This is a genomic window from Pseudocitrobacter sp. 73 (assembly GCF_008369545.1).
GTDB lineage: Bacteria > Pseudomonadota > Gammaproteobacteria > Enterobacterales > Enterobacteriaceae > Pseudocitrobacter > Pseudocitrobacter vendiensis.
Map to the genome: position 1 here is coordinate 148,383 of NZ_VTZO01000004.1, position 23,240 is coordinate 171,622.

Consider the following 23,240-nt stretch of genomic DNA (forward strand, 5'->3'; position numbering starts at 1 on the left):
GGGCGTTTTCTTTTCCTCCTTCAGTGTGTTTTAGCTCCCATTTTTCTCTCTCCCTCATTGGCTTAATGTAAAAAATTAGTTAAGACTGTTATCAGGTCAGACCACTTTAGGTTTATCTTTTAACAGGGGAGTTTTATGAGTCAGGCACTACCGCTTATCACCCGTCAGGGCGATCGCATTGCCATTGTCAGTGGTTTACGTACCCCATTTGCCCGTCAGGCCACCGCCTTTCACGGTGTACCGGCGATTGATCTCGGCAAGATGGTTGTGAGCGAAATGCTGGCGCGTAGCGAAATTCCCCCTGAAATTATCGAACAGCTGGTTTTCGGCCAGGTTGTTCAGATGCCAGAAGCGCCCAATATTGCCCGCGAAATCGTCCTCGGTACGGGGATGAACGTGCGCACGGACGCCTATAGCGTCAGTCGTGCCTGCGCCACCAGTTTTCAGGCGGTCGCCAACGTAGCGGAAAGTCTGATGGCCGGAACGATTCGCGCGGGGATTGCGGGTGGGGCGGATTCCTCTTCAGTGCTGCCGATTGGCGTCAGTAAAAAGCTGGCGCGGACCCTGGTGGATGCCAATAAAGCGCGCACGTTGGGGCAACGTCTGAAACTCTTTTCCCGCTTAAAGCTGCGCGACCTGATGCCGGTTCCCCCGGCGGTGGCGGAGTATTCTACTGGCCTGCGGATGGGCGACACGGCTGAACAGATGGCAAAAACGTACCATATCTCCCGTGAACAACAGGATGCGCTGGCGCATCGCTCGCATCAACTGGCAGCACAGGCGTGGGCGGAAGGCAAACTGACGGATGAAGTGATGACGGCCTATGCGCCACCGTTTCGCGACCCATTTGAGCAGGACAACAACATACGCGGTAGTTCGACGCTGGCGGATTACGCCAAACTGCGCCCGGCCTTTGACCGCAAACATGGCTCGGTAACTGCGGCGAACAGCACGCCGCTGACCGATGGCGCGGCGGCGGTGATGTTAATGACCGAATCGCGCGCCCGCGAGCTGGGCTTAACGCCGCTGGGCTATCTGCGCAGCTACGCATTTACCGCCATTGGGGTGCAGCAGGATATGCTGCTCGGCCCGGCATGGGCCACGCCGCTGGCGCTCGATCGCGCGGGGCTCACCCTCGCCGATTTAACCTTGTTTGATATGCACGAAGCGTTTGCCGCACAAACGCTGGCGAACATTCAGTGCCTCGCAAGCGATAGGTTTGCCCGCGACGTGCTGGGGCGTGCTCAGGCCACCGGTGAGGTTGACGAAAGCAAATTCAATGTGTTGGGTGGGTCGATTGCCTATGGGCACCCCTTTGCCGCCACAGGCGCGCGAATGATCACGCAAACGCTTAATGAGTTGCGTCGCCGGGGAGGCGGTTTTGGCCTGGTCACCGCCTGCGCGGCGGGCGGTTTGGGCGCGGCAATGGTACTGGAGGCTGAATAATGACGACAATATCCGCATTTTCTCTCACCGTTCGCCCGGATAACGTCGCCATAATTACCATTGATGTGCCGGACGAAAAAATGAACACCCTGAAGGCGGAGTTTGGCACGCAGGTGCGGGCTATCCTCAAGCAAATTCGCGACAATAAAGCGCTTCAGGGCGTAGTGATAATCTCTGCCAAGCCTGACAACTTTATTGCCGGGGCCGATATCAACATGATTGGCAACTGCGCCAGCGCACAGGAAGCCGAAGGGCTCGCGCGGCAGGGGCAGCAGATCATGGCGGAGCTGAATGGTTTATCGATTCCGGTGATCGCCGCGATTCATGGTGCCTGTCTGGGCGGCGGGCTGGAACTGGCGCTGGCCTGTCATGGGCGTATCTGTTCTGACGATCCGAAAACCATGCTTGGGTTACCGGAGGTGCAGCTTGGTCTTCTGCCGGGCTCGGGCGGCACCCAACGATTGCCGCGTCTGATTGGTGTGAGTACGGCGCTGGATATGATTCTGACAGGTAAGCAGTTGCGCGCGCGTCAGGCGCTGAAGGTTGGGCTGGTGGATGATGTGGTGCCGCAGACGATTTTGCTGGATGCCGCGGTGGAGCTGGCAAAGCAAGCGCCGTCACGCTCACGCCATCTGCCGGTAAAAGAGCGCGTTCTCGCAGGCCCCCTGGGGCGCAATATTCTGTTTACGCTTGCCGGAAAGAAAACCGAGCAGAAAACGCACGGTAACTATCCGGCGACCAAAAGGATTCTGGAAGTGATTGAAACCGGGCTGGCGCAAGGTACCAGCAGCGGTTATGACGCGGAAGCACGCGCATTTGGCGAGCTGGCGATGACCTCGCAGTCTAAAGCGCTGCGGCATATTTTCTTCGCCAGTACCGAGATCAAAAAAGATCCGGGGGCCAGCGTTGAGCCCGGACCATTGCGTGCGGTGGGGATCTTAGGCGGCGGTCTGATGGGCGGGGGGATCGCCTTCGTGACCGCGACCAAAGGTAAACTTCCTGTACGTATCAAAGACATCCATGCGAAAGGCATTAACCACGCGCTGAAGTACAGTTGGGAGCTGCTTGATAACAAGGTGCGCCGCCGCCATATCAAGCCTAACGAGCGTGACAACCAACTGGCATTGATTTCCGGAACGACCGATTATCGCGGGTTTGCGCATCGGGATTTGGTGATTGAAGCGGTATTTGAAGATTTGGCGCTAAAACAGAAAATGGTCAGTGAAATTGAGCAGCAGTGCGCGCCGCATACTGTCTTTGCGTCGAATACGTCATCGCTGCCAATTGGCGATATAGCCGCTCAGGCGCAACGGCCTGAACAGGTCATCGGCCTGCATTTTTTCAGCCCGGTCGAAAAAATGCCGCTGGTGGAGGTTATCCCACACGCATCAACCTCTGAGCAGACTATCGCCACCACCGTTAAGCTTGCGAAGAAACAGGGGAAAATGCCGATTGTGGTGGCCGATCGCGCTGGGTTTTATGTAAACCGTATTTTAGCGCCGTACATCAACGAGGCGATGCGTATGCTGACTGACGGCGAGCGCATCGAAGATATTGATAATGCGCTGGTTAAGTTCGGTTTCCCCGTTGGGCCCATCCAGCTTTTGGATGAGGTGGGAATTGATACAGGCACCAAAATTATGCCGGTGCTGGAAGCGGCGTATGGGGATCGTTTCAGCGCCCCTGCAACCCTTATTTCAGCGATTTTGAACGACGATCGCAAAGGCAGAAAAAACGGTCGTGGATTCTATCTTTATGGTGCAAAAGGGCGTACAAGCAAGAAACAACCGGATAGCGCGATTTATTCGCTGCCGGGAATGGCGTCGCGTAACAGCCAGCTTTCGCCGCAACAGATAGCCGAACGCTGCGTGTTGCTCATGCTCAACGAAGCGGCGCGCTGCTTTGATGAACGCGTGATCCGCAGCGCGCGCGATGGTGACATTGGCGCTGTATTTGGCATTGGTTTTCCACCGTTCTTAGGTGGCCCGTTCCGTTATATGGATTCACTGGGCGCGGGTGAAGTGGTTGCCAGATTGCAACGACTGACGACGCAGTACGGTCCACGTTTTACGCCATGTGAGGCTTTAGTCGCCATGGCAGAGCGGGGAGAAACTTTTTGGTCTCCCGTGGAAACTGGCTTACAGGCTTGAGGTCAAAGGTATATCTTTCGGCGAATGACGTTGTTCGGGTCAGCCTTGGTTATTTTGTAAACAAAGATTGACTATACTTACGCCATTAAGGTAAAAGACAGCGTTTCATTCATTGGATGGATCAGGCACAATGCCCGGCTACCGAAACATCGCAGGTCTCGTTGCCTGCGATATTGATCGGTGCTTCTGTTTAACAAAAGCGGTGCAATATGCAAGTTTTTATTATGCGTCACGGCGACGCTGCTCTTGAAGCAGCCAGTGACTCGGTTCGTCCTCTTACGGGATGTGGTTGTGATGAATCTCGTCAGATGGCAACCTGGCTGAAAGGCCAAAAAGTGGATATTGAACGTGTTCTGGTTAGCCCGTTCCTGCGTGCGGAGCAGACTCTTGATGTGGTAGGGGAGTGCATGCACCTGCCTGAAGATGTCGAAGTGCTGCCTGAACTGACACCATGCGGCGATATCGGCCTCGTCGGCGCGTATCTGCAAGCGCTGGCGAACGAGGGGGTCGCGTCCGTGCTGGTGATATCCCATCTGCCACTGGTTGGCTACCTGGTCTCTGAACTCTGCCCTGGCGAAACGCCGCCAATGTTCACCACCTCTGCAATCGCCTGCGTCACGCTGGAAGCTGACGGGCTGGGCGTTTTCAAATGGCAAATGAGCCCCTGCAATCTGAAAATGGCGAAAGCGATTTAAGATCCTGCCTGATGTTGTGCCGGATGGCGCTTGCGATTATCCGGCCTACAGGTATACCCGAGTCGCCATCCGGCAACGCTTTGCGCCTACGGCAACTCCGGCGGTAGCCACTCTTCCACTTCAATCAGCACCAGCAGTGCGGCGTCTCCGCCATACTCTTTCGATGCCTGATGAAATGCCATGACGTGCGGATGCTGCGCCAGCCACAGCGGCGTTTGTTGTTTAAGAATATGCTTTCCGTGCCCGTGCATCACGCAGGCGCAAAACACATGTTCGCGGCGGCAGGCGGCAATCAGCGCGCCCAGTTCTTGTTTGGCCTGCTGCTGCGTCAACCCGTGCAAATCCAGAAACAGCTCCGGGGAGTAATCGCCACGGCGCAGTTTTTTCAGTTCGAAATGGCTGACGCCTTCACGCACGTACCTTACCGGCCCTTCAGTATTTAGCAGCGGTTGAAACTCGTCGGAAAAATAGTGGCTGTTGTCCACCTGCTCCTGAATCAGCCGTTTCACCGGCACTTCACTCACTTTCTTACGTAACGGGCGATGGACAATGGTGTCCTGCTTAATTTTGCGCGTCCCCGTCATCAGTTGCTGAAACAGCGCCTGATCCTCCTCGCTAAGTGATGCTTTCTTTTTCATCGATTCTTCTCATCTGGCATTTCCGTTAGTTTACCTTCTGAATGCGGCGGTTGGCAGTGAAAACGGTTTTTTCCCCTGTCGCCTGCGCAAGAATGCTGATTTATCGGCGTCTTCGTGGCAAACTAGCCGCCGAATTTACCCCGACGCATGCCCTGGAGAATAATGTGGATAAGATTTTTGTCGATGAAGCGGTCAATGAGCTGCAAACCATTCAGGACATGCTGCGCTGGGCGGTGAGCCGTTTTAGCGCGGCGAACATCTGGTACGGCCACGGCACCGATAACCCGTGGGATGAAGCCGTACAGCTGGTTTTGCCTTCACTCTATCTGCCGCTGGATATCCCGGAAGACATGCGCAGCGCGCGCCTGACCTCCAGTGAAAAGCATCGCATCGTCGAGCGCGTGATTCGCCGCGTCAACGAGCGTATTCCGGTTGCGTATCTGACCAATAAAGCCTGGTTCTGCGGCCATGAATTTTATGTCGACGAACGCGTGCTGGTGCCGCGTTCGCCGATTGGCGAATTAATCAACAATAAGTTCGCCGGGCTTATCAATCATCAGCCGCAGCACATCCTCGATATGTGCACCGGCAGCGGCTGTATCGCGATTGCCAGCGCCTATGCCTTCCCCGAAGCGGAAGTAGACGCCGTGGATATTTCGCTGGATGCCCTGGCCGTCGCCGAACAAAATATTGAAGAACACGGCATGATCCACAACGTCACGCCGATTCGCTCAGACCTCTTCCGTGACCTGCCGCAGTTGCAGTACGATTTAATCGTCACTAACCCGCCGTATGTCGATGCTGAAGACATGTCCGATCTGCCGAGCGAATACCGTTTCGAGCCAGAGCTGGGCCTCGCGTCGGGTACGGATGGGCTGAAGCTGACGCGCCGCATTCTGGCCTGCGCGCCGGATTACCTTGCGGACGATGGCGTGCTGATTTGTGAAGTTGGCAACAGCATGGTGCATCTCATGGACCAGTACCCGGACGTACCGTTTACCTGGCTGGAGTTTGATAACGGCGGTGACGGCGTCTTCATGCTGACCAAAGCGCAGCTGGTGGCTGCCCGCGATCATTTCGCGATTTACAAAGATTAATCCAGCACGCAACAACACAACAACGACAGCGGAGCCGTGATGGCAGGAAATACAATTGGACAACTCTTTCGCGTAACCACCTTCGGTGAGTCGCATGGTCTGGCACTTGGCTGTATTGTCGATGGCGTGCCGCCAGGCATCCCGTTAACGGAAGCCGATTTGCAGCACGACCTCGACCGTCGTCGCCCAGGCACCTCGCGCTACACCACCCAGCGCCGCGAGCCGGACCAGGTGAAAATTCTCTCTGGCGTATTTGAAGGCGTGACCACCGGTACCAGCATTGGCCTGCTGATTGAAAATACCGATCAGCGCTCGCAGGATTACGGCGCTATCAAAGATGTGTTCCGTCCAGGGCATGCTGATTACACCTATGAACAGAAATATGGTCTGCGCGACTATCGCGGCGGTGGCCGTTCTTCTGCTCGTGAAACCGCGATGCGCGTGGCGGCGGGCGCCATTGCCAAAAAATTCCTCGCGACAAAATTCGGTATTCAAATCCGCGCGTGCCTGACGCAAATGGGCGAGATTCCGCTGGCGATTAAAGACTGGGATCAAGTTGAGCAGAACCCGTTCTTCTGCCCGGATCCGGATAAAATCGACGCGCTGGATGAACTGATGCGTGGCCTGAAAAAAGAGGGCGATTCCATCGGCGCAAAAGTCACCGTGGTTGCTGACGGCGTGCCTGCTGGCTTTGGCGAGCCGGTCTTTGACCGCCTGGATGCCGATATCGCGCACGCACTGATGAGCATTAACGCGGTGAAAGGCGTGGAAATCGGCGATGGTTTTGAGGTGGTGAAACTGCGTGGCAGTGAAAACCGCGACGAAATTACCAAAAACGGTTTCCAGAGTAACCATGCAGGCGGCATTCTGGGGGGGATCAGTAGCGGTCAGCAGATCGTCGCGAACATCGCCCTGAAACCGACTTCCAGCATTACCGTGCCGGGTAAAACGCTCAACCGCTTTGGTGAAGAAGTCGAGATGATCACCAAAGGCCGTCACGATCCGTGTGTGGGTATTCGCGCGGTGCCTATCGCGGAAGCGATGCTGGCCATTGTTCTGATGGATCACTTTATGCGTCAGCGCGCGCAAAACGCCGATGTGACGACCACTCTTCCACGCTGGTAATCATGAAAAAAACCGTTCTCGCTTTGCTGGCCCTTGTGGCCAGCACCGCCAGCCTGGCGGCAACGCCGTGGCAAAAAGTTGTTCAGCCGATCCCCGGAAGCGCGCAGTCTATCGGCGCTTTTGCGAATGGGTGTATCGTCGGAGCCGAGGCGCTACCGCTGCAATCGAACTCTTATCAGGTGATGCGCACCGACCAGCGTCGCTATTTCGGCCATCCGGACCTGGTGCGCTTTATTCAGCGCCTCAGTCAGCAGGTGCAGAACAACGGCATGGGAACGGTGTTGATTGGCGATATGGGCATGCCTGCCGGTGGGCGTTTTAACGGCGGTCACGCCAGCCACCAGAGCGGTCTGGATGTCGATATCTTCCTGCAACTGCCGAAAACCCGCTGGACGTCGGCGCAACTGCTGAAACCGCAGGCGCTGGATTTGGTCGCGGCGGATGGTAAAAGCATCAACTCGCGCGTCTGGCAGCCGGAAATAGGCAATCTGATTAAGCTTGCCGCGCAGGATAGCGAAGTCACGCGTATCTTTGTCAACCCGGCAATTAAGCAACAGCTTTGCCTGGAGGCAGGGAGCGATCGTGACTGGTTGCGTAAGGTTCGACCGTGGTTCCAGCATCGTGCGCATATGCACGTGCGTCTGCGTTGCCCAGCGAACAGCCTTGAATGTGAAGATCAAGCTTTACCGCCAGCAGGTGACGGTTGCGGTGCGGAGTTACAAAGCTGGTTCGAACCGCCCAAACCGGGTGCCACCAAACCTGTGAAGAAGACGCCGCCGCCATTACCGCCTTCCTGCCAGGCGTTACTGGATGAGCATGTACTCTGATGGACAGTTTTGTTGAGATATTCACCGTCTCCCCCCTCATGTTGGCGGCGCTGTTTTTTATCGCCGCGCTGGCCGGGTTTATCGATTCTTTAGCGGGTGGCGGCGGCTTACTCACCGTTCCCGCGCTGATGGCGGCGGGGATGTCACCCGCACAGGCCCTGGCAACCAACAAATTACAGGCCTGTGGCGGTTCGCTTTCGGCATCACTCTATTTTGTCCGCCAGAAAGTCGTTAACCTGGCCGATCAGAAGCTCAATATTCTGATGACATTCATTGGTTCAATGGCTGGGGCGCTGCTGGTTCAGTATGTAAAAGCTGACGTGCTGCGCCAAATCTTACCGCTTCTGGTTATCGGTATTGGTTTGTATTTCCTGCTGATGCCGAAAATCGGCGAAGGCGACCGCGCGCGTCGTCTGCATGGCCTGCCGTTTGCCCTGGTGGCGGGCGGCTGCGTCGGTTTTTATGACGGCTTCTTTGGCCCCGGCGCGGGGTCATTCTACGCACTGGCGTTTGTCACTCTGGCGGGTTTTAACCTCGCTAAATCGACCGCCCATGCGAAAGTACTGAACGCCACGTCAAACGTTGGCGGGCTGCTACTGTTTATTCTGGGCGGCAAAGTTATCTGGGCAACCGGCTTCGTGATGATGGTCGGTCAGTTCTTCGGTGCCCGAATGGGGTCACGGCTGGTTCTCAGCAAAGGGCAATCGCTTATTCGCCCGATGATTGTCATCGTCTCGGCGGTGATGAGCGCCAAACTTCTGTATGACAGCCATGGACAGGAAATCCTTCAGTGGTTAGGGATGAATTAATGAACGCAACGCATAACGCGCAGCAGCTGATCGCTATTTTCGATAGCTGTTTTGCCGATGATTTTAATACCCGTCTGATTAAAGGCGACGACGAACCGATCTATCTTCCTGCTGATGCCGATGTGCCCTATAACCGCATCGTCTTCGCCCACGGCTTTTACGCCAGCGCGCTGCACGAGATTTCGCACTGGTGTATCGCCGGAAAAGCGCGCCGTGAACAGGTCGATTTCGGTTACTGGTACTGCCCGGACGGGCGCGATGCCAAAACACAAGGGCAGTTTGAAGATGTGGAAGTGAAACCACAGGCTTTTGACTGGCTGTTCTGCGTGGCGGCGGGCTATCCGTTTAACGTGAGCTGCGACAACCTTGAAGGCGACTTCGAGCCGGACCGCATCGTTTTTCAGCGCCGCGTGCATGCGCAGGTGATGGAATATCTGGAGAAGGGCATTCCTGCACGCCCGGCCAGATTTATCAACGCATTACAAAACTATTATCAGACGCCGCCGCTCGCGGCAGAACAATTTCCGTGGCCGGAAGATCTTAACTAACGCCACGTTCAAAAAGAGGAAAGAAGATGATCGCCGAGTTTGAATCACGCATTCTGGCGTTAATTGATGACATGGTGGAGCACGCCAGCGACGATGAACTGTTTGCCAGCGGTTATCTGCGTGGTCACCTGACGCTGGCGGTTGCCGAGCTGGAAGAGGGCGACGACCACTCGGCTGATGCGGTGTCGCACAATGTGACCCGCAGCCTGGAGAAAGCGATTCAGGCGGGCGAACTGTCACCGCGCGACCAGGCGCTGGTGCTGGGGATGTGGGAGACGCTGTTCCAGAAGGCGCAGCAGTAGGGCCCTCACCCTATCCCTCTCCCACAGGGAGAGGGGACCGTTCGTGCAGTTTGGTTTTTCTCCCTCTCCCTGCGGGAGAGGGCCGGGGTGAGGGGGAGCTTACTTAACCTTTTTCCCCTTCAATAACTTTCTCACCCACAACCGGTTCGGATTCAACGCCGATAATGTCCGGGCATCCAGCGGTAGCGGTTCATGGCTCATTTGCGATGCCAGTATTTCGGCCGCCAGCGGCGCGGTGCATAACCCACGAGACCCAAATCCACCCAACATAAACAGATTCGGATAAACCGGGGCCGTGACTGCGGTGTCCTGCTCCTCAAGCAGTTGAGCATATTGCGTCAGCGTGGCGTCGTAATCCGGCACATTGCCGAGCATGGGCAGATGGTCGCGCGTGGCGCATCGCACGCCAACACGCGCCTCGTTGGCGCTGACGTCGACCTCTTTCGCCCATTCGGCATCGGGGAAACAGTCGATCAATCGCTGACGATTATGCTGCTGGTCTTCCTCGTTAAAGGTCATCTCTCGTTCGCCACGATGGTAGCTTGCGCCAATGCAGTGATGCTGATTGGCCGGGTTTTGCGGCGTCAGGTAACCGTCATAGCACAATACCTGGCGAAGCTGCGCCAGCGAAGGGCCCGTGGGAATATGACTTACCTGCCCGCCAACAGCGTACACAGGCAACGCTGCAGTTTGGGGAAGCTGGTTAATATTATGCCCGGTCGCCAGCACCACGCTCGCGGCATGGGCGCTTTCACAATCAGTGAAATGCAACTGCCAGGCGTCATCCTGCTTTTCCAGCGAAGTGAGGGATTTGTTCCAGTGCACGGTCAGCCCTTGCTGCCGGGCCAGCGCCAATACGCCTGCCGTGAGTTGTGCCGGAGAGAGCCAGCCGCCCGCCGGATACTGAATACCGCCACAGCCCGTTTCTACGCCGATACTGGCGGCAACGTCCTGCGCGCTCACCGCGTGTGCCAGGGCTTCAGGCAGCCCCAGCAAGAGCATCTGGTCGATTTTCTGCTGACTTTTTTCATCCCAGCCAAGCTGGGTAACGCCGCACCATTGGTGATCAAATTCCACCGGAAGGGAATCATAAAGTCGACGTGCGAAGGTAAACGCCGCCGGGAAGAAGGTTTCCAGCGCCGGATCGTGCGCGCTCAGCAACGGATACAGCGCGCCCTGACGATTGCCGGATGCGCCCTGCGCCGGGGCATCGTCGGCGCAGTAAAGCGTCACCTGCCAGCCGCGTCTCAGTAGGGCCAGTGAGAGCAGGGCGCTGGCGATACCGCCGCCGATAATCGCAGTTTCACGCGTGCTGGCGCCGGTGCGGGCAAACCAGGGCGCACGCGCGGGAAGGGTGTTTGGCTGCGTCATTTCCCCGACCAGCATTTCGCGCTTGCGGCCAAAGCCTTTGGTTTTATGCATCGTAAAACCGGCGTCCTGTAAACCTCGACGGACAAAACCCGCCGAGGTGAACGTCGCCAGCGTGCCGCCGGGCCGGGCCAGACGCGCCATCGCGGAAAAGAGCTGCGGCGTCCACATATCCGGGTTTTTCGCCGGGGCGAAGCCGTCGAGGAACCAGGCATCCACCTGCTGATTGAACGAATCATCCAGTTGATCAGTCAGCTCGTTGATGTCGCCGAACCATAAATCGAGCGTCACCCGTCCGCCATCGAGCAATAAACGGTGGCATCCCGCCAGCGGCAACGGCCACTGGGCCTGAAGCTGTTCCGCCCACGGTGCCAGTTCCGGCCAGTGCTGATGTGCTAAGCGCAGGTCGCCGGCGGTGAGTGGGAATTTTTCAAAGCTGACAAAATGCAGCCGTTGCAGTGTCGCCTCAGGGTTGGCGAGGCGAAAGGCATCGAACGCCTGCCAAAGCGTTAGAAAGTTGAGCCCGGTTCCGAACCCGCTTTCCGCTACCACAAAAAGAGGATGCGGATGCGTGGGGAAGCGTGCCTCTAACTGGTTACCCCCCAGAAAGACGTAGCGTGTTTCTTCCAGACCATTGTCATTGGAGAAGTAGACGTCGTCGAAATCTCGGGAAACAGGTGTACCCTCACTGTTGAATTCGAGGTTGGCAGATTGTATGGCGTTTTGTTTCACGTAAGTTACTCGTGCGGCAAGGAGTCCGCCGATCTTAGCGATGCGTGCCGGAAGGCGCAAATTTATGCATAAATTGGCTGATCGGACTTGTTCGGCGTACAAGTGTACGCTATCTTGCCTCTCGAAACTTTAAAATAGTGATGACTTACAGAGGTTATGAATGAAACGTGCAGTGATTACTGGCCTGGGCATCGTTTCCAGCATCGGTAGCAACCAGCAGGAAGTCCTGGCATCTCTGCGTGAAGGACGCTCGGGGATCACTTTCTCTCAAGAGTTCAAAGATTCTGGTATGCGTAGCCACGTATGGGGTAACGTCAAACTGGACACCACCGGTCTTATCGACCGCAAAGTGGTCCGTTTCATGAACGATGCCTCTATCTACGCTTACCTCTCCATGCAGCAAGCCGTTGAAGACTCCGGCCTGAAAGCAGAAGATTATCAGAATAACCCGCGTGTGGGATTGATCGCCGGTTCCGGTGGCTCTTCCAAAGCGCAGGTATTCGGCGCTGACGCAATGCGTAGCCCGCGCGGCCTGAAAGCGGTTGGCCCTTATGTGGTGACTAAAGCCATGGGTTCTGCGGTTTCCGCGTGCCTGGCAACGCCGTTTAAAATTCACGGTGTCAACTACTCTATTAGCTCTGCGTGTGCCACTTCCGCGCACTGTATCGGTAATGCGGTAGAACAAATTCAACTGGGCAAACAGGACATCGTGTTTGCAGGCGGCGGCGAAGAACTGGGCTGGGAAATGGCCTGTGAGTTCGACGCTATGGGCGCACTGTCCACTAAATTCAACGACACGCCGGAAAAAGCGTCCCGTACCTATGACGCGCACCGTGATGGCTTCATCATCGCAGGCGGCGGCGGTATGGTTGTCGTGGAAGAGCTGGAACACGCTCTGGCGCGCGGCGCGCATATCTATGCAGAAATCGTGGGCTACGGCGCAACGTCTGATGGCGCTGACATGGTTGCTCCGTCTGGTGAAGGCGCAGTACGTTGCATGAAGATGGCGATGAACGGCGTTGATACCCCAATCGACTACCTGAACTCCCACGGTACTTCTACTCCGGTAGGCGACGTGAAAGAACTGGGCGCTATCCAGGAAGTGTTTGGCGATAACAGCCCGGCTATCTCTGCTACCAAAGCCATGACCGGCCACTCTCTGGGCGCAGCTGGCGTGCAGGAAGCTATCTACTCTCTGCTGATGCTGGAACATGGCTTTATCGCGCCAAGCATCAACATTGAAGAGCTGGACGAGCAGGCTGCTGGCCTGAACATCGTTACCAAACCGACTGAGCGTGAACTGACGACCGTTATGTCCAACAGCTTCGGCTTCGGCGGTACCAACGCAACGCTGGTGATGCGCAAGCTGAAAGCGTAATTGCTGAATGTGATAAAAAAGGAGCCGAAAGGCTCCTTTTTTGTGCGTTGACATCTTGCTGTTAAAAAAGGCAAAATCTGCCCTCAACACTCTTATATGAGTGCGTAAGCGTTTAACGTCAATCAACGCGCCGACACCCTGATTATCAGGTGGAGGAGGCGTGGTCTATTCCCCGCCTTACTCTGCATTCTGGAGTAAAGCATGTCTGAAGTTTCTCAATCTGTTCCAGCATCTTCCGGTAACGGATCGCTGTTCCGTATCGCATTTGCCGTTTTTCTCACTTATCTGACCGTCGGTATTCCGCTGCCCGTTATTCCGTTATTTGTGCATCAGGAACTGGGGTATGGCAATACCATGGTGGGTATCGCCGTGGGTATTCAGTTTCTTGCCACCGTGTTAACGCGAGGCTATGCCGGGCGTTTGGCCGATCAGTACGGTGCGAAGCGTTCGGCGCTTCAGGGAATGGCCGCCTGTGCGCTGGCCGGAGCGGCCTGGCTGGCGGCGGCACTGCTGCCCGTCGATGCGATGGTGAAGTTTGGCCTGCTGATTGTGGGCCGTTTGATTCTGGGCTTTGGTGAAAGCCAGTTGCTAACCGGAACACTCACCTGGGGCATGGGGCTGGTTGGCCCAAAACGCTCCGGAAAGGTGATGTCGTGGAACGGGATGGCGATTTTTGGCGCGCTGGCGGTTGGTGCGCCGTTGGGACTTTTCCTCAACAGCCATTACAGTTTTGCCACGCTTGCGGTGGTGACGATGCTGTTGCCCGTGGCGGCGTGGGCCTTTAACGGTAGCGTACGCAAAGTGCCTGCCAGCGCAGGCGAACGGCCTTCGCTGTGGAGCGTTATTGGGCTTATCTGGCAGCCGGGTCTGGGCCTGGCGCTGCAGGGCGTGGGCTTTGCGGTGATCGGTACTTTTGTGTCGCTCTACTTTGCCAGCAACGGCTGGGCGATGGCGGGTTTTACCTTAACAGCCTTTGGTGGCGCGTTTGTACTGGTGCGAATTCTGTTTGGCTGGATGCCTGACCGTTTCGGCGGGGTGAAGGTGGCGGTAGGCTCGCTGGTGGTTGAAACGGTGGGCCTGGCGCTGCTGTGGCTGGCACCGGATGCGTGGATGGCGCTCGCCGGTGCGGCACTCACCGGAGCAGGTTGTTCGCTGATTTTCCCGGCGCTGGGCGTCGAAGTCGTCAAGCGTGTACCGCCGCAGGTGCGCGGCACGGCGTTAGGCGGCTATGCGGCATTTCAGGATATCGCGCTCGGTGTCTCCGGCCCGCTGGCGGGGATGCTGGCGACAATGGCGGGATATCCTTCCGTCTTCCTTGCCGGGGCGATTTCGGCGCTGCTGGGCATTGTGGTGACGCTGATTGCATTCCGTCGCCCATAAATTCACTGCTTTTTTAGCCCGATATTATCTATCGGGCTTTTACGTTTTAAAGCACAATCCACATGATTGCCATCACCACTATTATCACTACCAGCATGATGCCAGGGCGCGCAGAGGCCGCTTTATACGCCTCAATAAGCGGTGCGAACGGGCTGGTGATAGGCTGCACATATCGCACATCCAGCGTGTCCTGCGAACGCTCGACGCGCTTAAGGAACAGCTGATTCAGCAGCGTTTGCACCTGCGTCATCGTCAGCACCGTCTGTGGCGTAATGTTCCAGTTTTGCTGACCGTAATCCTTCAGAGCCTGCCACTCGTGCGGCTCCATCGGTTGTTTGAGCGCGGCCTGCAATGCATTGAGCGTCGGCGCGGGCTGGGTGCTAAGCGTCTGTCGCGCCTGTAACCACGTCGCCAGTGCCGTAAAATGCTTGGCCGGAATCAACTCGCCGGTTTTTACACCGGAAAGCTCCAGCATCGACTGCCAGATAATCTTGCTCGACTCGCCCGTGGCAGCGGCAAGTTTGGTCACCAGTTGATTCAGCGTATTGTGCTCGGCTGGCTGCAATGGGCGATCGGTCGCCGGACGCTGCTGCGGTTGCGGAATCGACAATTGGCCGTTTTGTAGTAGTTGCAACACATTTTTCAGTTGAGCGGGCGTCAACTGGCTCAGCGCGGTTTGCCCGTACTGCTGGCGAATGAAATCGCTGACCGCCTGGCGATTATTCCCGTGATTCAGTAATTCCGTCAGTTGTGACAGGGTTTGCCGGGTGCTGAGATTCTGTTGCGCCGTTTCGAGGCGCTGCTTCAGGTTCTGCTCGGCGGCAGGAAAATTGCGCGACACCAGCGGTGAATCGTTCTTCAACCCCAAATCGTGACGCACGCCAGCCCACACCTGCGCATTTGTTTGCGAGGTCAACGCCATAAGACGTGTAATAAGGCGTTCAAGTACCGTGCGCTGCTGCGTGGAGAGCGGTTGTTCCCCAGCAATGGACGTTGTGGTGGAACCTTCCCCGGGAGGGCGCGAGGGCATACCTGAAATGGGTTGCGTCATGATTTATCCTTAACCTTATTGCTTTACTTAACCAGGAAGTCGAGTATGCCTGGCGGCCAGATTATGGCACACTTCCCCGGTTAACTCTCGTTCTCAGACAGGTACCGTAACGTGAAAATCCTTGTTGATGAAAATATGCCCTACGCCCGTGAGCTCTTCAGCCGTTTGGGTGAGGTGAAGGCTGTTCCTGGACGCCCCATTCCGGTTGCGGAACTGGCGGGCGCCGACGCGCTGATGGTGCGATCAGTCACGAAGGTGAATGAGACCCTGCTGGCGAATCAGTCGATCAAATTTGTTGGCACGGCGACCGCGGGTACGGACCATGTCGATCAGGCGTGGCTTGCGCAGGCGGGCATTGGTTTTTCCGCCGCCCCTGGCTGTAACGCCATTGCGGTTGTGGAATATGTTTTCTCCTCGCTGCTGTATCTCGCTGAGCGCGACGGTTTCACGCTCACAGATCGTACAGTCGGGATTGTAGGCGTCGGTAACGTGGGCGCACGCCTGCAAAAACGTCTCGAAGCGTTAGGTGTGCGCACGCTGCTGTGCGATCCGCCGCGTGCCGATAACGGCGACGAAGGCGATTTCCGTCCGCTGGATGAACTGGTACAGGAAGCCGATATTCTGACCTTCCATACGCCACTGTTTAAAGATGGCCCGTATAAGTCGCTGCACCTGGCGGATGAGGCGCTGATTCGCCGCCTGAAACCGGGGGCGATTTTAATTAACGCCTGCCGTGGCCCGGTGGTGGATAACGCAGCCTTGTTAAAATGCCTTGAGGCCGGACAGGACCTGAGCGTCGTGCTTGACGTCTGGGAGCCAGAACCGGATCTCAACCTTGCGCTGCTCGATAAAGTAGATATCGGCACGTCACACATTGCGGGCTATACGCTGGAAGGCAAAGCGCGTGGTACCACCCAGGTGTTTGAAGCCTATAGCAAGTTTATCGGTCAGGCGCAGCAGGTGGCGCTGGATACGCTGCTGCCGCCGCCAGAATTCGGCCGTATCACCCTGCACGGTAAGCTCTGCCAGCCAACGCTGAAAAGGCTGGTGCATTTGGTGTATGATGTGCGCCGCGATGATGCACCGCTGCGAAAAGTAGCGGGCATTCCGGGTGAATTCGACAAGCTGCGTAAGAATTACCTTGAGCGCCGCGAGTGGTCGTCACTGTATGTCCAGTGCGATGACGCAGATGCGGCGACGCTTTTGAAAAAGCTCGGGTTTAACGCTGTGCATCACCCAATTCGTTAAGATTATTTCTTTTGTGCCTTGCCTGTCGGCGAGGCACGTCGCTATTTCTGGAGTAAATCACCATGTCTGAAGGCTGGAATATTGCCGTACTGGGCGCAACGGGCGCCGTTGGGGAAGCCCTGCTGGAAACACTGGCGGAGCGAGAGTTCCCGGTCGGTGAGCTCTATGCGCTGGCGCGTAGCGAAAGTGCCGGGGAATCTCTGCGTTTTGGCGGGAAAACCGTGCGCGTTCAGGATGCGGCGGAATTCGACTGGACGCAGGTTCAACTCGCGTTCTTCGCGGCGGGTGTGGAAGCTACCTCCACTTACGTGGAAGAAGCCACTAACTCAGGCTGCCTGGTTATCGATTTGAGCGGACTGTTCGCGCTTGAACCGGACGTGCCGCTGGTGGTGCCGGAAGTGAACCCGTTTGTGCTGGCCGATTATCGTAACCGTAATCTGGTTGCCGTGCCGGACAGCCAGACCAGCCAGTTGCTGGCCGCGCTGAAACCGCTTATCGATCAGGGCGGCCTGGCGCGTATCAACGTGACGTGCCTGATCTCTGCATCGGCTCACGGCAAGAAAGCAGTTGATGCGCTGGCGGGGCAGAGTGCAAAACTGCTCAACGGCATTCCGATTGATGATGACGATTTCTTCGGTCGCCAGCTGGCGTTCAACATGCTGCCGCTGCTGCCAAATCGTGAAGGGATCGTGCGTGAAGAGCAGCGCATTGTTGATCAGACACGCAAAATTTTGCAGGACGAAGGCCTGATTATCTCCGCTAACTGCGTCCAGTCGCCGGTCTTCTATGGTCATGCGCAGATGGTCGGATTCGAAGCCATGCGTCCGCTGGCTGCAGACGAAGCCCGTGATGCTTTCGCGCGTGGCGAAGATGTTGTGCTCTCTGAAGAGAATGAATTCCCGACGCAGGTGAACGATGCTTCCGGTAGTGCGCATTTGTCTATTGGCTGTGTGCGCAATGACTACGGTATGCCGGAACAGGTGCAGTTCTGGTCGGTCGCCGATAACGTTCGTTTTGGCGGTGCACTGATGGCGGTGAAAATCGCTGAAAAATTAGTGCAGGAGTACATGTACTAATGTCGGAAGTGCAGCAACAGCCGGTCTATAAAATTGCGCTGGGCATCGAGTATGACGGCAGCAAATATTATGGCTGGCAGCGTCAGAATGAAGTACGCAGCGTGCAGGAAAAGCTGGAAAAGGCGCTCACGCAGGTGGCCAATGAACCGATTACCGTGTTTTGTGCCGGGCGGACTGATTCCGGCGTACATGGTACCGGGCAGGTAGTGCATTTTGAAACCACCGCCGATCGCAAAGACGCGGCGTGGACATTGGGTGTAAATGCGAATTTACCTGGTGACATTGCGGTGCGTTGGGTGAAACATGTGCCGGAAGATTTTCATGCGCGTTTTAGCGCCACGGCTCGCCGTTATCGCTACATCATCTACAATCATCGGTTGCGTCCGGCGGTGATGAGTCAGGGGGTGACCCACTATCATCAACCGCTGGATGAAGCGCGGATGCACCGTGCCGCACAGTGTTTGCTGGGCGAGAACGATTTCACCTCGTTCCGCGCGGTGCAGTGCCAGTCACGCACGCCGTGGCGCAATATTATGCATATTAATGTTGCTCGCTATGGCGCGTATGTGGTGGTGGATATCAAAGCCAATGCCTTTGTGCATCATATGGTAAGGAATATCGTCGGCAGTCTGATGGAAGTCGGCGCCCAAAACCAGCCAGAGAGCTGGATTGCTGAGTTGTTAGCCGCAAAAGACAGAACGCTGGCGGCAGCAACGGCGAAAGCGGAAGGTTTGTATCTGGTTTCTGTTGATTACCCGGAACGTTTTGACCTACCGCGCGTACCCATGGGGCCGCTATTTTTAGCGGACTGAGAGCAGTTCACAAAGGCTGAAGACAATTATGGATCTGATTCACTTTCTTATTGATTTTATTCTACATATTGATGTGCATCTGGCTGAGCTCGTCGCGCAATACGGCGTCTGGGTTTATGCCATTCTGTTTTTAATTCTCTTTTGTGAAACAGGCCTGGTTGTTACGCCGTTTTTACCGGGAGATTCCCTGCTGTTTGTGGCCGGGGCACTGGCCTCGCTGGGCACCAATGACATTAACGTCCATCTGATGGTGGCATTAATGTTGATTGCCGCGATTGCGGGAGACGCGGTGAATTACACGATAGGGCGACTGTTTGGTGAGAAGCTATTCAGTAACCCGAACTCAAAAATTTTCCGCCGCAGCTACCTGGATAAAACGCACCAGTTTTACGAAAAACACGGCGGAAAAACGATTATTCTGGCGCGATTCGTACCCATTGTGCGCACCTTTGCGCCGTTTGTGGCCGGGATGGGGCATATGTCCTATCGTCATTTCGCCGCTTATAACGTGATTGGCGCGGTGCTGTGGGTACTGCTGTTTACCTATGCAGGTTACTTCTTTGGCACGATTCCGATGATCCAGGATAATCTTAAGTTATTGATTGTCGGCATTATTGTGGTCTCTATTTTGCCGGGAATTATCGAGATTGTGCGCCACCGTCGCGCGGCGGCAAAACAAGCGAAGTAAGCGCGAATTCGCGGTTCGACCACTTTTTTGTCCAAAGTTTCGGGCTGTTATGTTTTAATGTGCAACATTCATGGTCTGTAAGGGGCAAAAATGGCATCATGCGCCCCTTATGACAAAACTGGCATCGACCAGGTTCAGGCAGAAAGGTTATCAATGAGCTGGATTGAACGAATTAAAAGCAACATCACCCCTACACGCAAAGCGAGCATTCCTGAGGGTGTATGGACCAAGTGCGACAGCTGTGGGCAGGTTCTGTACCGCGCCGAGCTGGAGCGTAACCTGGAGGTTTGCCCTAAGTGTGACCACCACATGCGTATGTCAGCGCGTAATCGCCTGCATAGCCTGCTGGATGAAGGTTCACTGGTGGAACTGGGAAGCGAGCTTGAGCCCAAAGACGTGCTGAAGTTCCGTGACTCCAAGAAATACAAAGACCGTCTGGCGTCTGCTCAGAAAGAAACGGGCGAGAAAGATGCGCTGGTGGTCATGAAAGGCACGCTGCACGATATGCCAGTAGTGGCTGCGGCATTCGAATTCGCCTTTATGGGCGGTTCGATGGGCTCCGTAGTCGGCGCGCGTTTTGTCCGTGCGGTTGAGCAGGCACTGGAAGATAACTGCCCGCTGATTTGCTTCTCTGCATCCGGCGGCGCGCGTATGCAGGAAGCGCTGATGTCGCTGATGCAGATGGCGAAAACCTCTGCGGCGCTGGCGAAAATGCAGGAACGCGGTCTGCCGTATATCTCCGTACTGACCGACCCAACCATGGGCGGCGTATCGGCGAGCTTCGCGATGCTGGGCGACCTGAATATCGCTGAACCGAAAGCGCTGATCGGCTTTGCCGGCCCGCGAGTTATCGAACAAACCGTTCGTGAAAAACTGCCGCCGGGATTCCAGCGCAGTGAGTTCCTGATTGAGAAAGGGGCAATCGATATGATTGTTCGTCGTCCGGAAATGCGCCTGAAACTGGCGAGCATCCTGGCGAAGCTCATGAATCTTCCGGCGCCACATCCGGATGAAGCCCACGAAAGTGTGGTGGTACCGCCGGTACCGGATCAGGAACCAGAGGCCTGATAATGCAAAGGGCAGGGCCAGACGGCGCTGCCCTTTTTGCTTCTCATCACCGTTAAAGAAATCGCGGGCACCATGGACAACAAACTAATTCCTCAGGCCACGTCGCCCCTGGCTACGTGGCTTTCTTATCTGGAACACCTCCACACCAAAACCATCGACCTCGGCCTGGAGCGCGTGGGCGAAGTGGCTGCCCGGCTGAACGTGCAAAAGCCAGCGCCATTTGTCTTTACCGTTGCCGGAACTAACGGCAAAGGGACCACCTGTCGGACGCTGGAGGCGATGCTGACGGCGGCGGGTTACAAGGTGGGTGTTTACAGTTCTCCGCATCTGGTGCGTTATACCGAACGCGTGCGTGTGCAGGGTGCGGAGCTCGCTGAAAGCGCGCATACGGCGTCATTTGCCGCTATTGAGCAGGCGCGCGGCGACATCTCTTTGAGCTATTTCGAATATGGCACGCTGTCGGCGCTGTGGTTGTTTAAACAGGCCGGGCTGGATGTGGTTATCCTTGAAGTAGGGCTGGGCGGGCGACTGGATGCGACGAATCTGGTGGACCCGGATGTGGCGGTCATTACCAGCATCGCGCTGGATCATACCGATTGGCTGGGGCCGGATCGCGAAAGTATTGGCCGTGAAAAAGCCGGTATCTTCCGTGCAGGGCGTCCGGCCGTCGTAGGTGAGCCGGATATGCCGACGACGATCGCTGATGTGGCGCGTGAAAAGGGCGCACAGCTGTTACAACGCGATATTGCCTGGCGGTATGGCGTGGACACTGAAAGCTGGTGGTTTAGCGATGCGACAGGCCGCCTGAACACATTGCCGTTGCCACAGGTGCCGCAGCCGAATGCTGCCACTGCGCTGGCGGCACTGCGCGCCAGCGGACTGAATGTCAGCGAACAGGCCATTCGTGAAGGCATTGCCAGCGCGATTCTGCCGGGACGTTTTCAGACTATCCAGACCTCGCCACGCGTGATTCTGGACGTTGCGCATAACCCCCACGCTGCCGCGTACCTCGCCGGGCGTCTCAAATCTGAGCCGCTAACCGGGCGTGTTCTGGCGGTTATTGGTATGCTGCATGATAAGGATATCGCCGGTACGCTGGCGTGTCTGGAAGGTATTGTCGATAGCTGGTATTGTGCGCCTTTAGAGGGGCCGCGCGGGGCCACCGCTGAACAACTGGTGGAACATTTACGCGCAGGAACCGTCTACGCCAGCGTGGCGCAGGCGTGGCACGCGGCGATGGCCGATGCCGGGCCGGAAGACACGGTGCTGGTGTGTGGTTCATTCCACACGGTAGCGCATGTAATGGAAGAGTTAGACGCGGGGAGAACCGGTGGCAAGTAAGTTTCAGAACCGCTTAGTCGGGACAATTGTACTGGTAGCGCTGGGCGTCATCGTGTTGCCAGGGCTGCTCGACGGGCAGAAAAAACATTACCAGGATGAGTTTGCCGCGATCCCGTTGGTGCCAAAACCGGGCGACCGGGATGAGCCCGATATGCTGCCGACGGCGACGCAGGCGCTGCCTGCGCAGCCGCCGGAAGGCGCAGCGGAAGAGGTGAGGGCAGGCGATGCGGCAGCACCGTCGCTCGATCCTGGGCGTTTTGCCGCGGCAAACAATAACGGCATCGATCCTGCGCCGGAACCGGTGGAACAACCGAAGACAAAACCAAAACCGGTTGAACCGCCGAAACCGAAGCCGCAGCCAACGCGTGATGTCGCCAGCGAGCAAATCGCTGCCGCGACCGAAACGCCGCCAGCCAAACCGACGCCTGCTGAAAAACCGGCCCCGGAAGGGAAGGCGTATGTTGTGCAGCTTGGCGCGTTGAAAAACGCCGATAAAGTAAACGAGATTGTCGCCTCGCTTCGCGGTGCGGGCTATCGCGTCTACACGTCGCCTTCTACGCCAGTCCAGGGTAAAATTACCCGCATCCTGGTGGGACCTGATGCGTCGAAAGATAAGCTGAAAGGTTCGCTTGGTGAGCTTAAGCAGCTTTCCGGGCTGAGCGGGGTGGTGATGGGGTATTCGCCGAATTAAAGGTGACCCCTCACCCTAACCCTCTCCCTTAGGGAGAGGGAACCGATCGAGCACGATGTAAAGTTCGGTGTAGGTTTCCCCCTCTCCCGGAGGGAGAGGGCCGGGGTGAGGGGGTAAAAACCCCCTTCAGAAGCGATGGCGTTGAACATTTTTTCAGCGCCTTTTTTATTTTCGCAGGGAAAGGAAATCCCTACGCAAACGTTTTCTTTTTCTGTTAGAATGCGCCCCGAACCGGATGACAGGGCGTAGCATCGTGGGACACATATGGTCTGGATTGATTACGCCATTATCGCGGTAATAGGTTTTTCCTGTCTGGTTAGCCTTATCCGTGGCTTTGTTCGTGAAGCGTTATCGCTGGTGACATGGGGCTGTGCCTTCTTTGTCGCCAGTCATTACTACACTTACCTGTCCGTCTGGTTCACGGGCTTTGATGATGAACTGGTTCGCAACGGGATTGCTATCGCGGTACTGTTTATCGCGACGCTTATCGTCGGCGCTATCGTTAACTACGTTATCGGTCAACTGGTGGAAAAAACCGGTTTGTCGGGAACGGACAGAGTGTTGGGCATCTGCTTTGGTGCGCTGCGCGGGGTGTTAATCGTCGCCGCCATTCTGTTCTTCCTCGATACCTTTACGGGCGTTGCGAAAAGCGAAGACTGGCATAAATCGCAGCTTATTCCGCAGTTCAGTTTCATCATCAGATGGTTCTTTGACTATCTGCAAAGCTCGTCAAGTTTCTTGCCCAGGACATAAGTCCTGAGATGTGGCTT

22 protein-coding genes are annotated in these 23,240 nt (G+C 56.3%); 19 read left to right on the top strand and 3 right to left on the bottom strand.

Features of this window, described 5'->3' with window-relative positions; genetic code table 11:
- Positions 1 to 135: 135 nt before the first annotated feature.
- From fadI to sixA, 3 genes are all read left to right on the top strand, one after another.
- Positions 136 to 1,446, top strand: a complete 1,311-nt coding sequence (fadI, locus tag F0Q32_RS03365; protein WP_149461968.1) for an acetyl-CoA C-acyltransferase FadI — start codon at positions 136 to 138, stop codon at positions 1,444 to 1,446.
- Positions 1,446 to 3,596, top strand: a complete 2,151-nt coding sequence (fadJ, locus tag F0Q32_RS03370) for a fatty acid oxidation complex subunit alpha FadJ (RefSeq protein ID WP_149461969.1) — start codon at positions 1,446 to 1,448, stop codon at positions 3,594 to 3,596. Before fadI ends, fadJ begins: the two co-directional genes overlap by 1 nt.
- Before the next feature lie 209 nt (positions 3,597 to 3,805).
- Complete coding sequence (gene sixA, locus F0Q32_RS03375; RefSeq protein ID WP_149461970.1) at positions 3,806 to 4,291, top strand: phosphohistidine phosphatase SixA; 486 nt, start codon at positions 3,806 to 3,808, stop codon at positions 4,289 to 4,291.
- Positions 4,292 to 4,377: 86 nt separating this feature from the next.
- Here sixA and smrB read toward each other — a convergent pair whose 3' ends face one another.
- Positions 4,378 to 4,929, bottom strand: coding sequence for an endonuclease SmrB (gene smrB, locus F0Q32_RS03380; RefSeq protein ID WP_149461971.1), 552 nt, complete (start codon positions 4,927 to 4,929; stop codon positions 4,378 to 4,380).
- A 164-nt stretch (positions 4,930 to 5,093) separates the two neighbouring features.
- Between smrB and prmB the strand changes: the two genes are divergently transcribed.
- The 6 genes from prmB to F0Q32_RS03410 are packed head-to-tail and all read left to right on the top strand — an operon-like array spanning position 5,094 to position 9,637.
- The gene (gene prmB / locus F0Q32_RS03385) at positions 5,094 to 6,026 is read left to right on the top strand and encodes a 50S ribosomal protein L3 N(5)-glutamine methyltransferase (RefSeq protein ID WP_041686401.1); all 933 of its coding nucleotides are present in this window, start codon (positions 5,094 to 5,096) and stop codon (positions 6,024 to 6,026) included.
- A 39-nt stretch (positions 6,027 to 6,065) separates the two neighbouring features.
- Entirely contained in the window at positions 6,066 to 7,151 is a 1,086-nt protein-coding gene (aroC, locus tag F0Q32_RS03390; protein WP_149461972.1) for a chorismate synthase, read from the top strand.
- Positions 7,152 to 7,153: 2 nt separating this feature from the next.
- Complete coding sequence (gene mepA, locus F0Q32_RS03395; protein ID WP_149461973.1) at positions 7,154 to 7,978, top strand: penicillin-insensitive murein endopeptidase; 825 nt, start codon at positions 7,154 to 7,156, stop codon at positions 7,976 to 7,978.
- Positions 7,978 to 8,787: a sulfite exporter TauE/SafE family protein gene (locus F0Q32_RS03400; protein WP_149461974.1), complete on the top strand. Its 810-nt coding sequence runs from the start codon at positions 7,978 to 7,980 to the stop codon at positions 8,785 to 8,787. Before mepA ends, F0Q32_RS03400 begins: the two co-directional genes overlap by 1 nt.
- Positions 8,787 to 9,335 carry an elongation factor P hydroxylase gene (locus F0Q32_RS03405; protein ID WP_149461975.1) on the top strand — a complete coding sequence of 183 codons (549 nt, stop codon included), beginning with the start codon at positions 8,787 to 8,789 and terminating at the stop codon, positions 9,333 to 9,335. Before F0Q32_RS03400 ends, F0Q32_RS03405 begins: the two co-directional genes overlap by 1 nt.
- Positions 9,336 to 9,361: 26 nt before the next feature.
- Complete coding sequence (locus F0Q32_RS03410) at positions 9,362 to 9,637, top strand: YfcL family protein (RefSeq protein ID WP_015963604.1); 276 nt, start codon at positions 9,362 to 9,364, stop codon at positions 9,635 to 9,637.
- A gap of 99 nt (positions 9,638 to 9,736) precedes the next feature.
- Here F0Q32_RS03410 and mnmC read toward each other — a convergent pair whose 3' ends face one another.
- A complete protein-coding gene (gene mnmC / locus F0Q32_RS03415; protein WP_188016823.1) occupies positions 9,737 to 11,737 on the bottom strand; it encodes a bifunctional tRNA (5-methylaminomethyl-2-thiouridine)(34)-methyltransferase MnmD/FAD-dependent 5-carboxymethylaminomethyl-2-thiouridine(34) oxidoreductase MnmC in 2,001 nt (666 codons plus the stop codon).
- A gap of 160 nt (positions 11,738 to 11,897) precedes the next feature.
- On the opposite strand from mnmC, the gene fabB reads away from it, so the two are divergent.
- Positions 11,898 to 13,115 (top strand): beta-ketoacyl-ACP synthase I, encoded by a 1,218-nt coding sequence (gene fabB, locus F0Q32_RS03420; RefSeq protein WP_149461977.1) that lies wholly within the window; start codon positions 11,898 to 11,900, stop codon positions 13,113 to 13,115.
- A 201-nt stretch (positions 13,116 to 13,316) separates the two neighbouring features.
- Positions 13,317 to 14,495 carry an MFS transporter gene (locus tag F0Q32_RS03425; protein ID WP_149461978.1) on the top strand — a complete coding sequence of 393 codons (1,179 nt, stop codon included), beginning with the start codon at positions 13,317 to 13,319 and terminating at the stop codon, positions 14,493 to 14,495.
- Between the two features lie 46 nt (positions 14,496 to 14,541).
- Here the strand turns inward: F0Q32_RS03425 and flk are convergent, their stop codons facing one another.
- Positions 14,542 to 15,546 carry a flagella biosynthesis regulator Flk gene (gene flk, locus F0Q32_RS03430; RefSeq protein ID WP_149461979.1) on the bottom strand — a complete coding sequence of 335 codons (1,005 nt, stop codon included), beginning with the start codon at positions 15,544 to 15,546 and terminating at the stop codon, positions 14,542 to 14,544.
- 111 nt (positions 15,547 to 15,657) lie between these two features.
- Here flk and pdxB point away from each other — a divergent pair, with 111 nt between their 5' ends.
- The 8 genes from pdxB (at position 15,658) to cvpA (ending at position 23,223) form a co-directional block, all read left to right on the top strand.
- Positions 15,658 to 16,794 (top strand): 4-phosphoerythronate dehydrogenase PdxB, encoded by a 1,137-nt coding sequence (pdxB, locus tag F0Q32_RS03435; RefSeq protein WP_149461980.1) that lies wholly within the window; start codon positions 15,658 to 15,660, stop codon positions 16,792 to 16,794.
- A gap of 62 nt (positions 16,795 to 16,856) precedes the next feature.
- Complete coding sequence (locus F0Q32_RS03440) at positions 16,857 to 17,870, top strand: aspartate-semialdehyde dehydrogenase (RefSeq protein WP_149461981.1); 1,014 nt, start codon at positions 16,857 to 16,859, stop codon at positions 17,868 to 17,870.
- The gene (truA, locus tag F0Q32_RS03445; RefSeq protein ID WP_015963614.1) at positions 17,870 to 18,682 is read left to right on the top strand and encodes a tRNA pseudouridine(38-40) synthase TruA; all 813 of its coding nucleotides are present in this window, start codon (positions 17,870 to 17,872) and stop codon (positions 18,680 to 18,682) included. The genes F0Q32_RS03440 and truA overlap by 1 nt, the downstream gene beginning before the upstream one ends.
- Positions 18,683 to 18,710: 28 nt before the next feature.
- Positions 18,711 to 19,370, top strand: coding sequence for a DedA family protein (locus F0Q32_RS03450; RefSeq protein WP_149461982.1), 660 nt, complete (start codon positions 18,711 to 18,713; stop codon positions 19,368 to 19,370).
- A 153-nt stretch (positions 19,371 to 19,523) separates the two neighbouring features.
- Entirely contained in the window at positions 19,524 to 20,438 is a 915-nt protein-coding gene (gene accD, locus F0Q32_RS03455) for an acetyl-CoA carboxylase, carboxyltransferase subunit beta (protein WP_188016825.1), read from the top strand.
- 72 nt (positions 20,439 to 20,510) lie between these two features.
- Positions 20,511 to 21,779 carry a bifunctional tetrahydrofolate synthase/dihydrofolate synthase gene (gene folC, locus F0Q32_RS03460; RefSeq protein ID WP_149461984.1) on the top strand — a complete coding sequence of 423 codons (1,269 nt, stop codon included), beginning with the start codon at positions 20,511 to 20,513 and terminating at the stop codon, positions 21,777 to 21,779.
- Entirely contained in the window at positions 21,769 to 22,470 is a 702-nt protein-coding gene (dedD, locus tag F0Q32_RS03465) for a cell division protein DedD (protein ID WP_149461985.1), read from the top strand. The genes folC and dedD overlap by 11 nt, the downstream gene beginning before the upstream one ends.
- Before the next feature lie 264 nt (positions 22,471 to 22,734).
- Positions 22,735 to 23,223 carry a colicin V production protein gene (gene cvpA, locus F0Q32_RS03470; RefSeq protein WP_015963619.1) on the top strand — a complete coding sequence of 163 codons (489 nt, stop codon included), beginning with the start codon at positions 22,735 to 22,737 and terminating at the stop codon, positions 23,221 to 23,223.
- Positions 23,224 to 23,240: the final 17 nt, after the last annotated feature.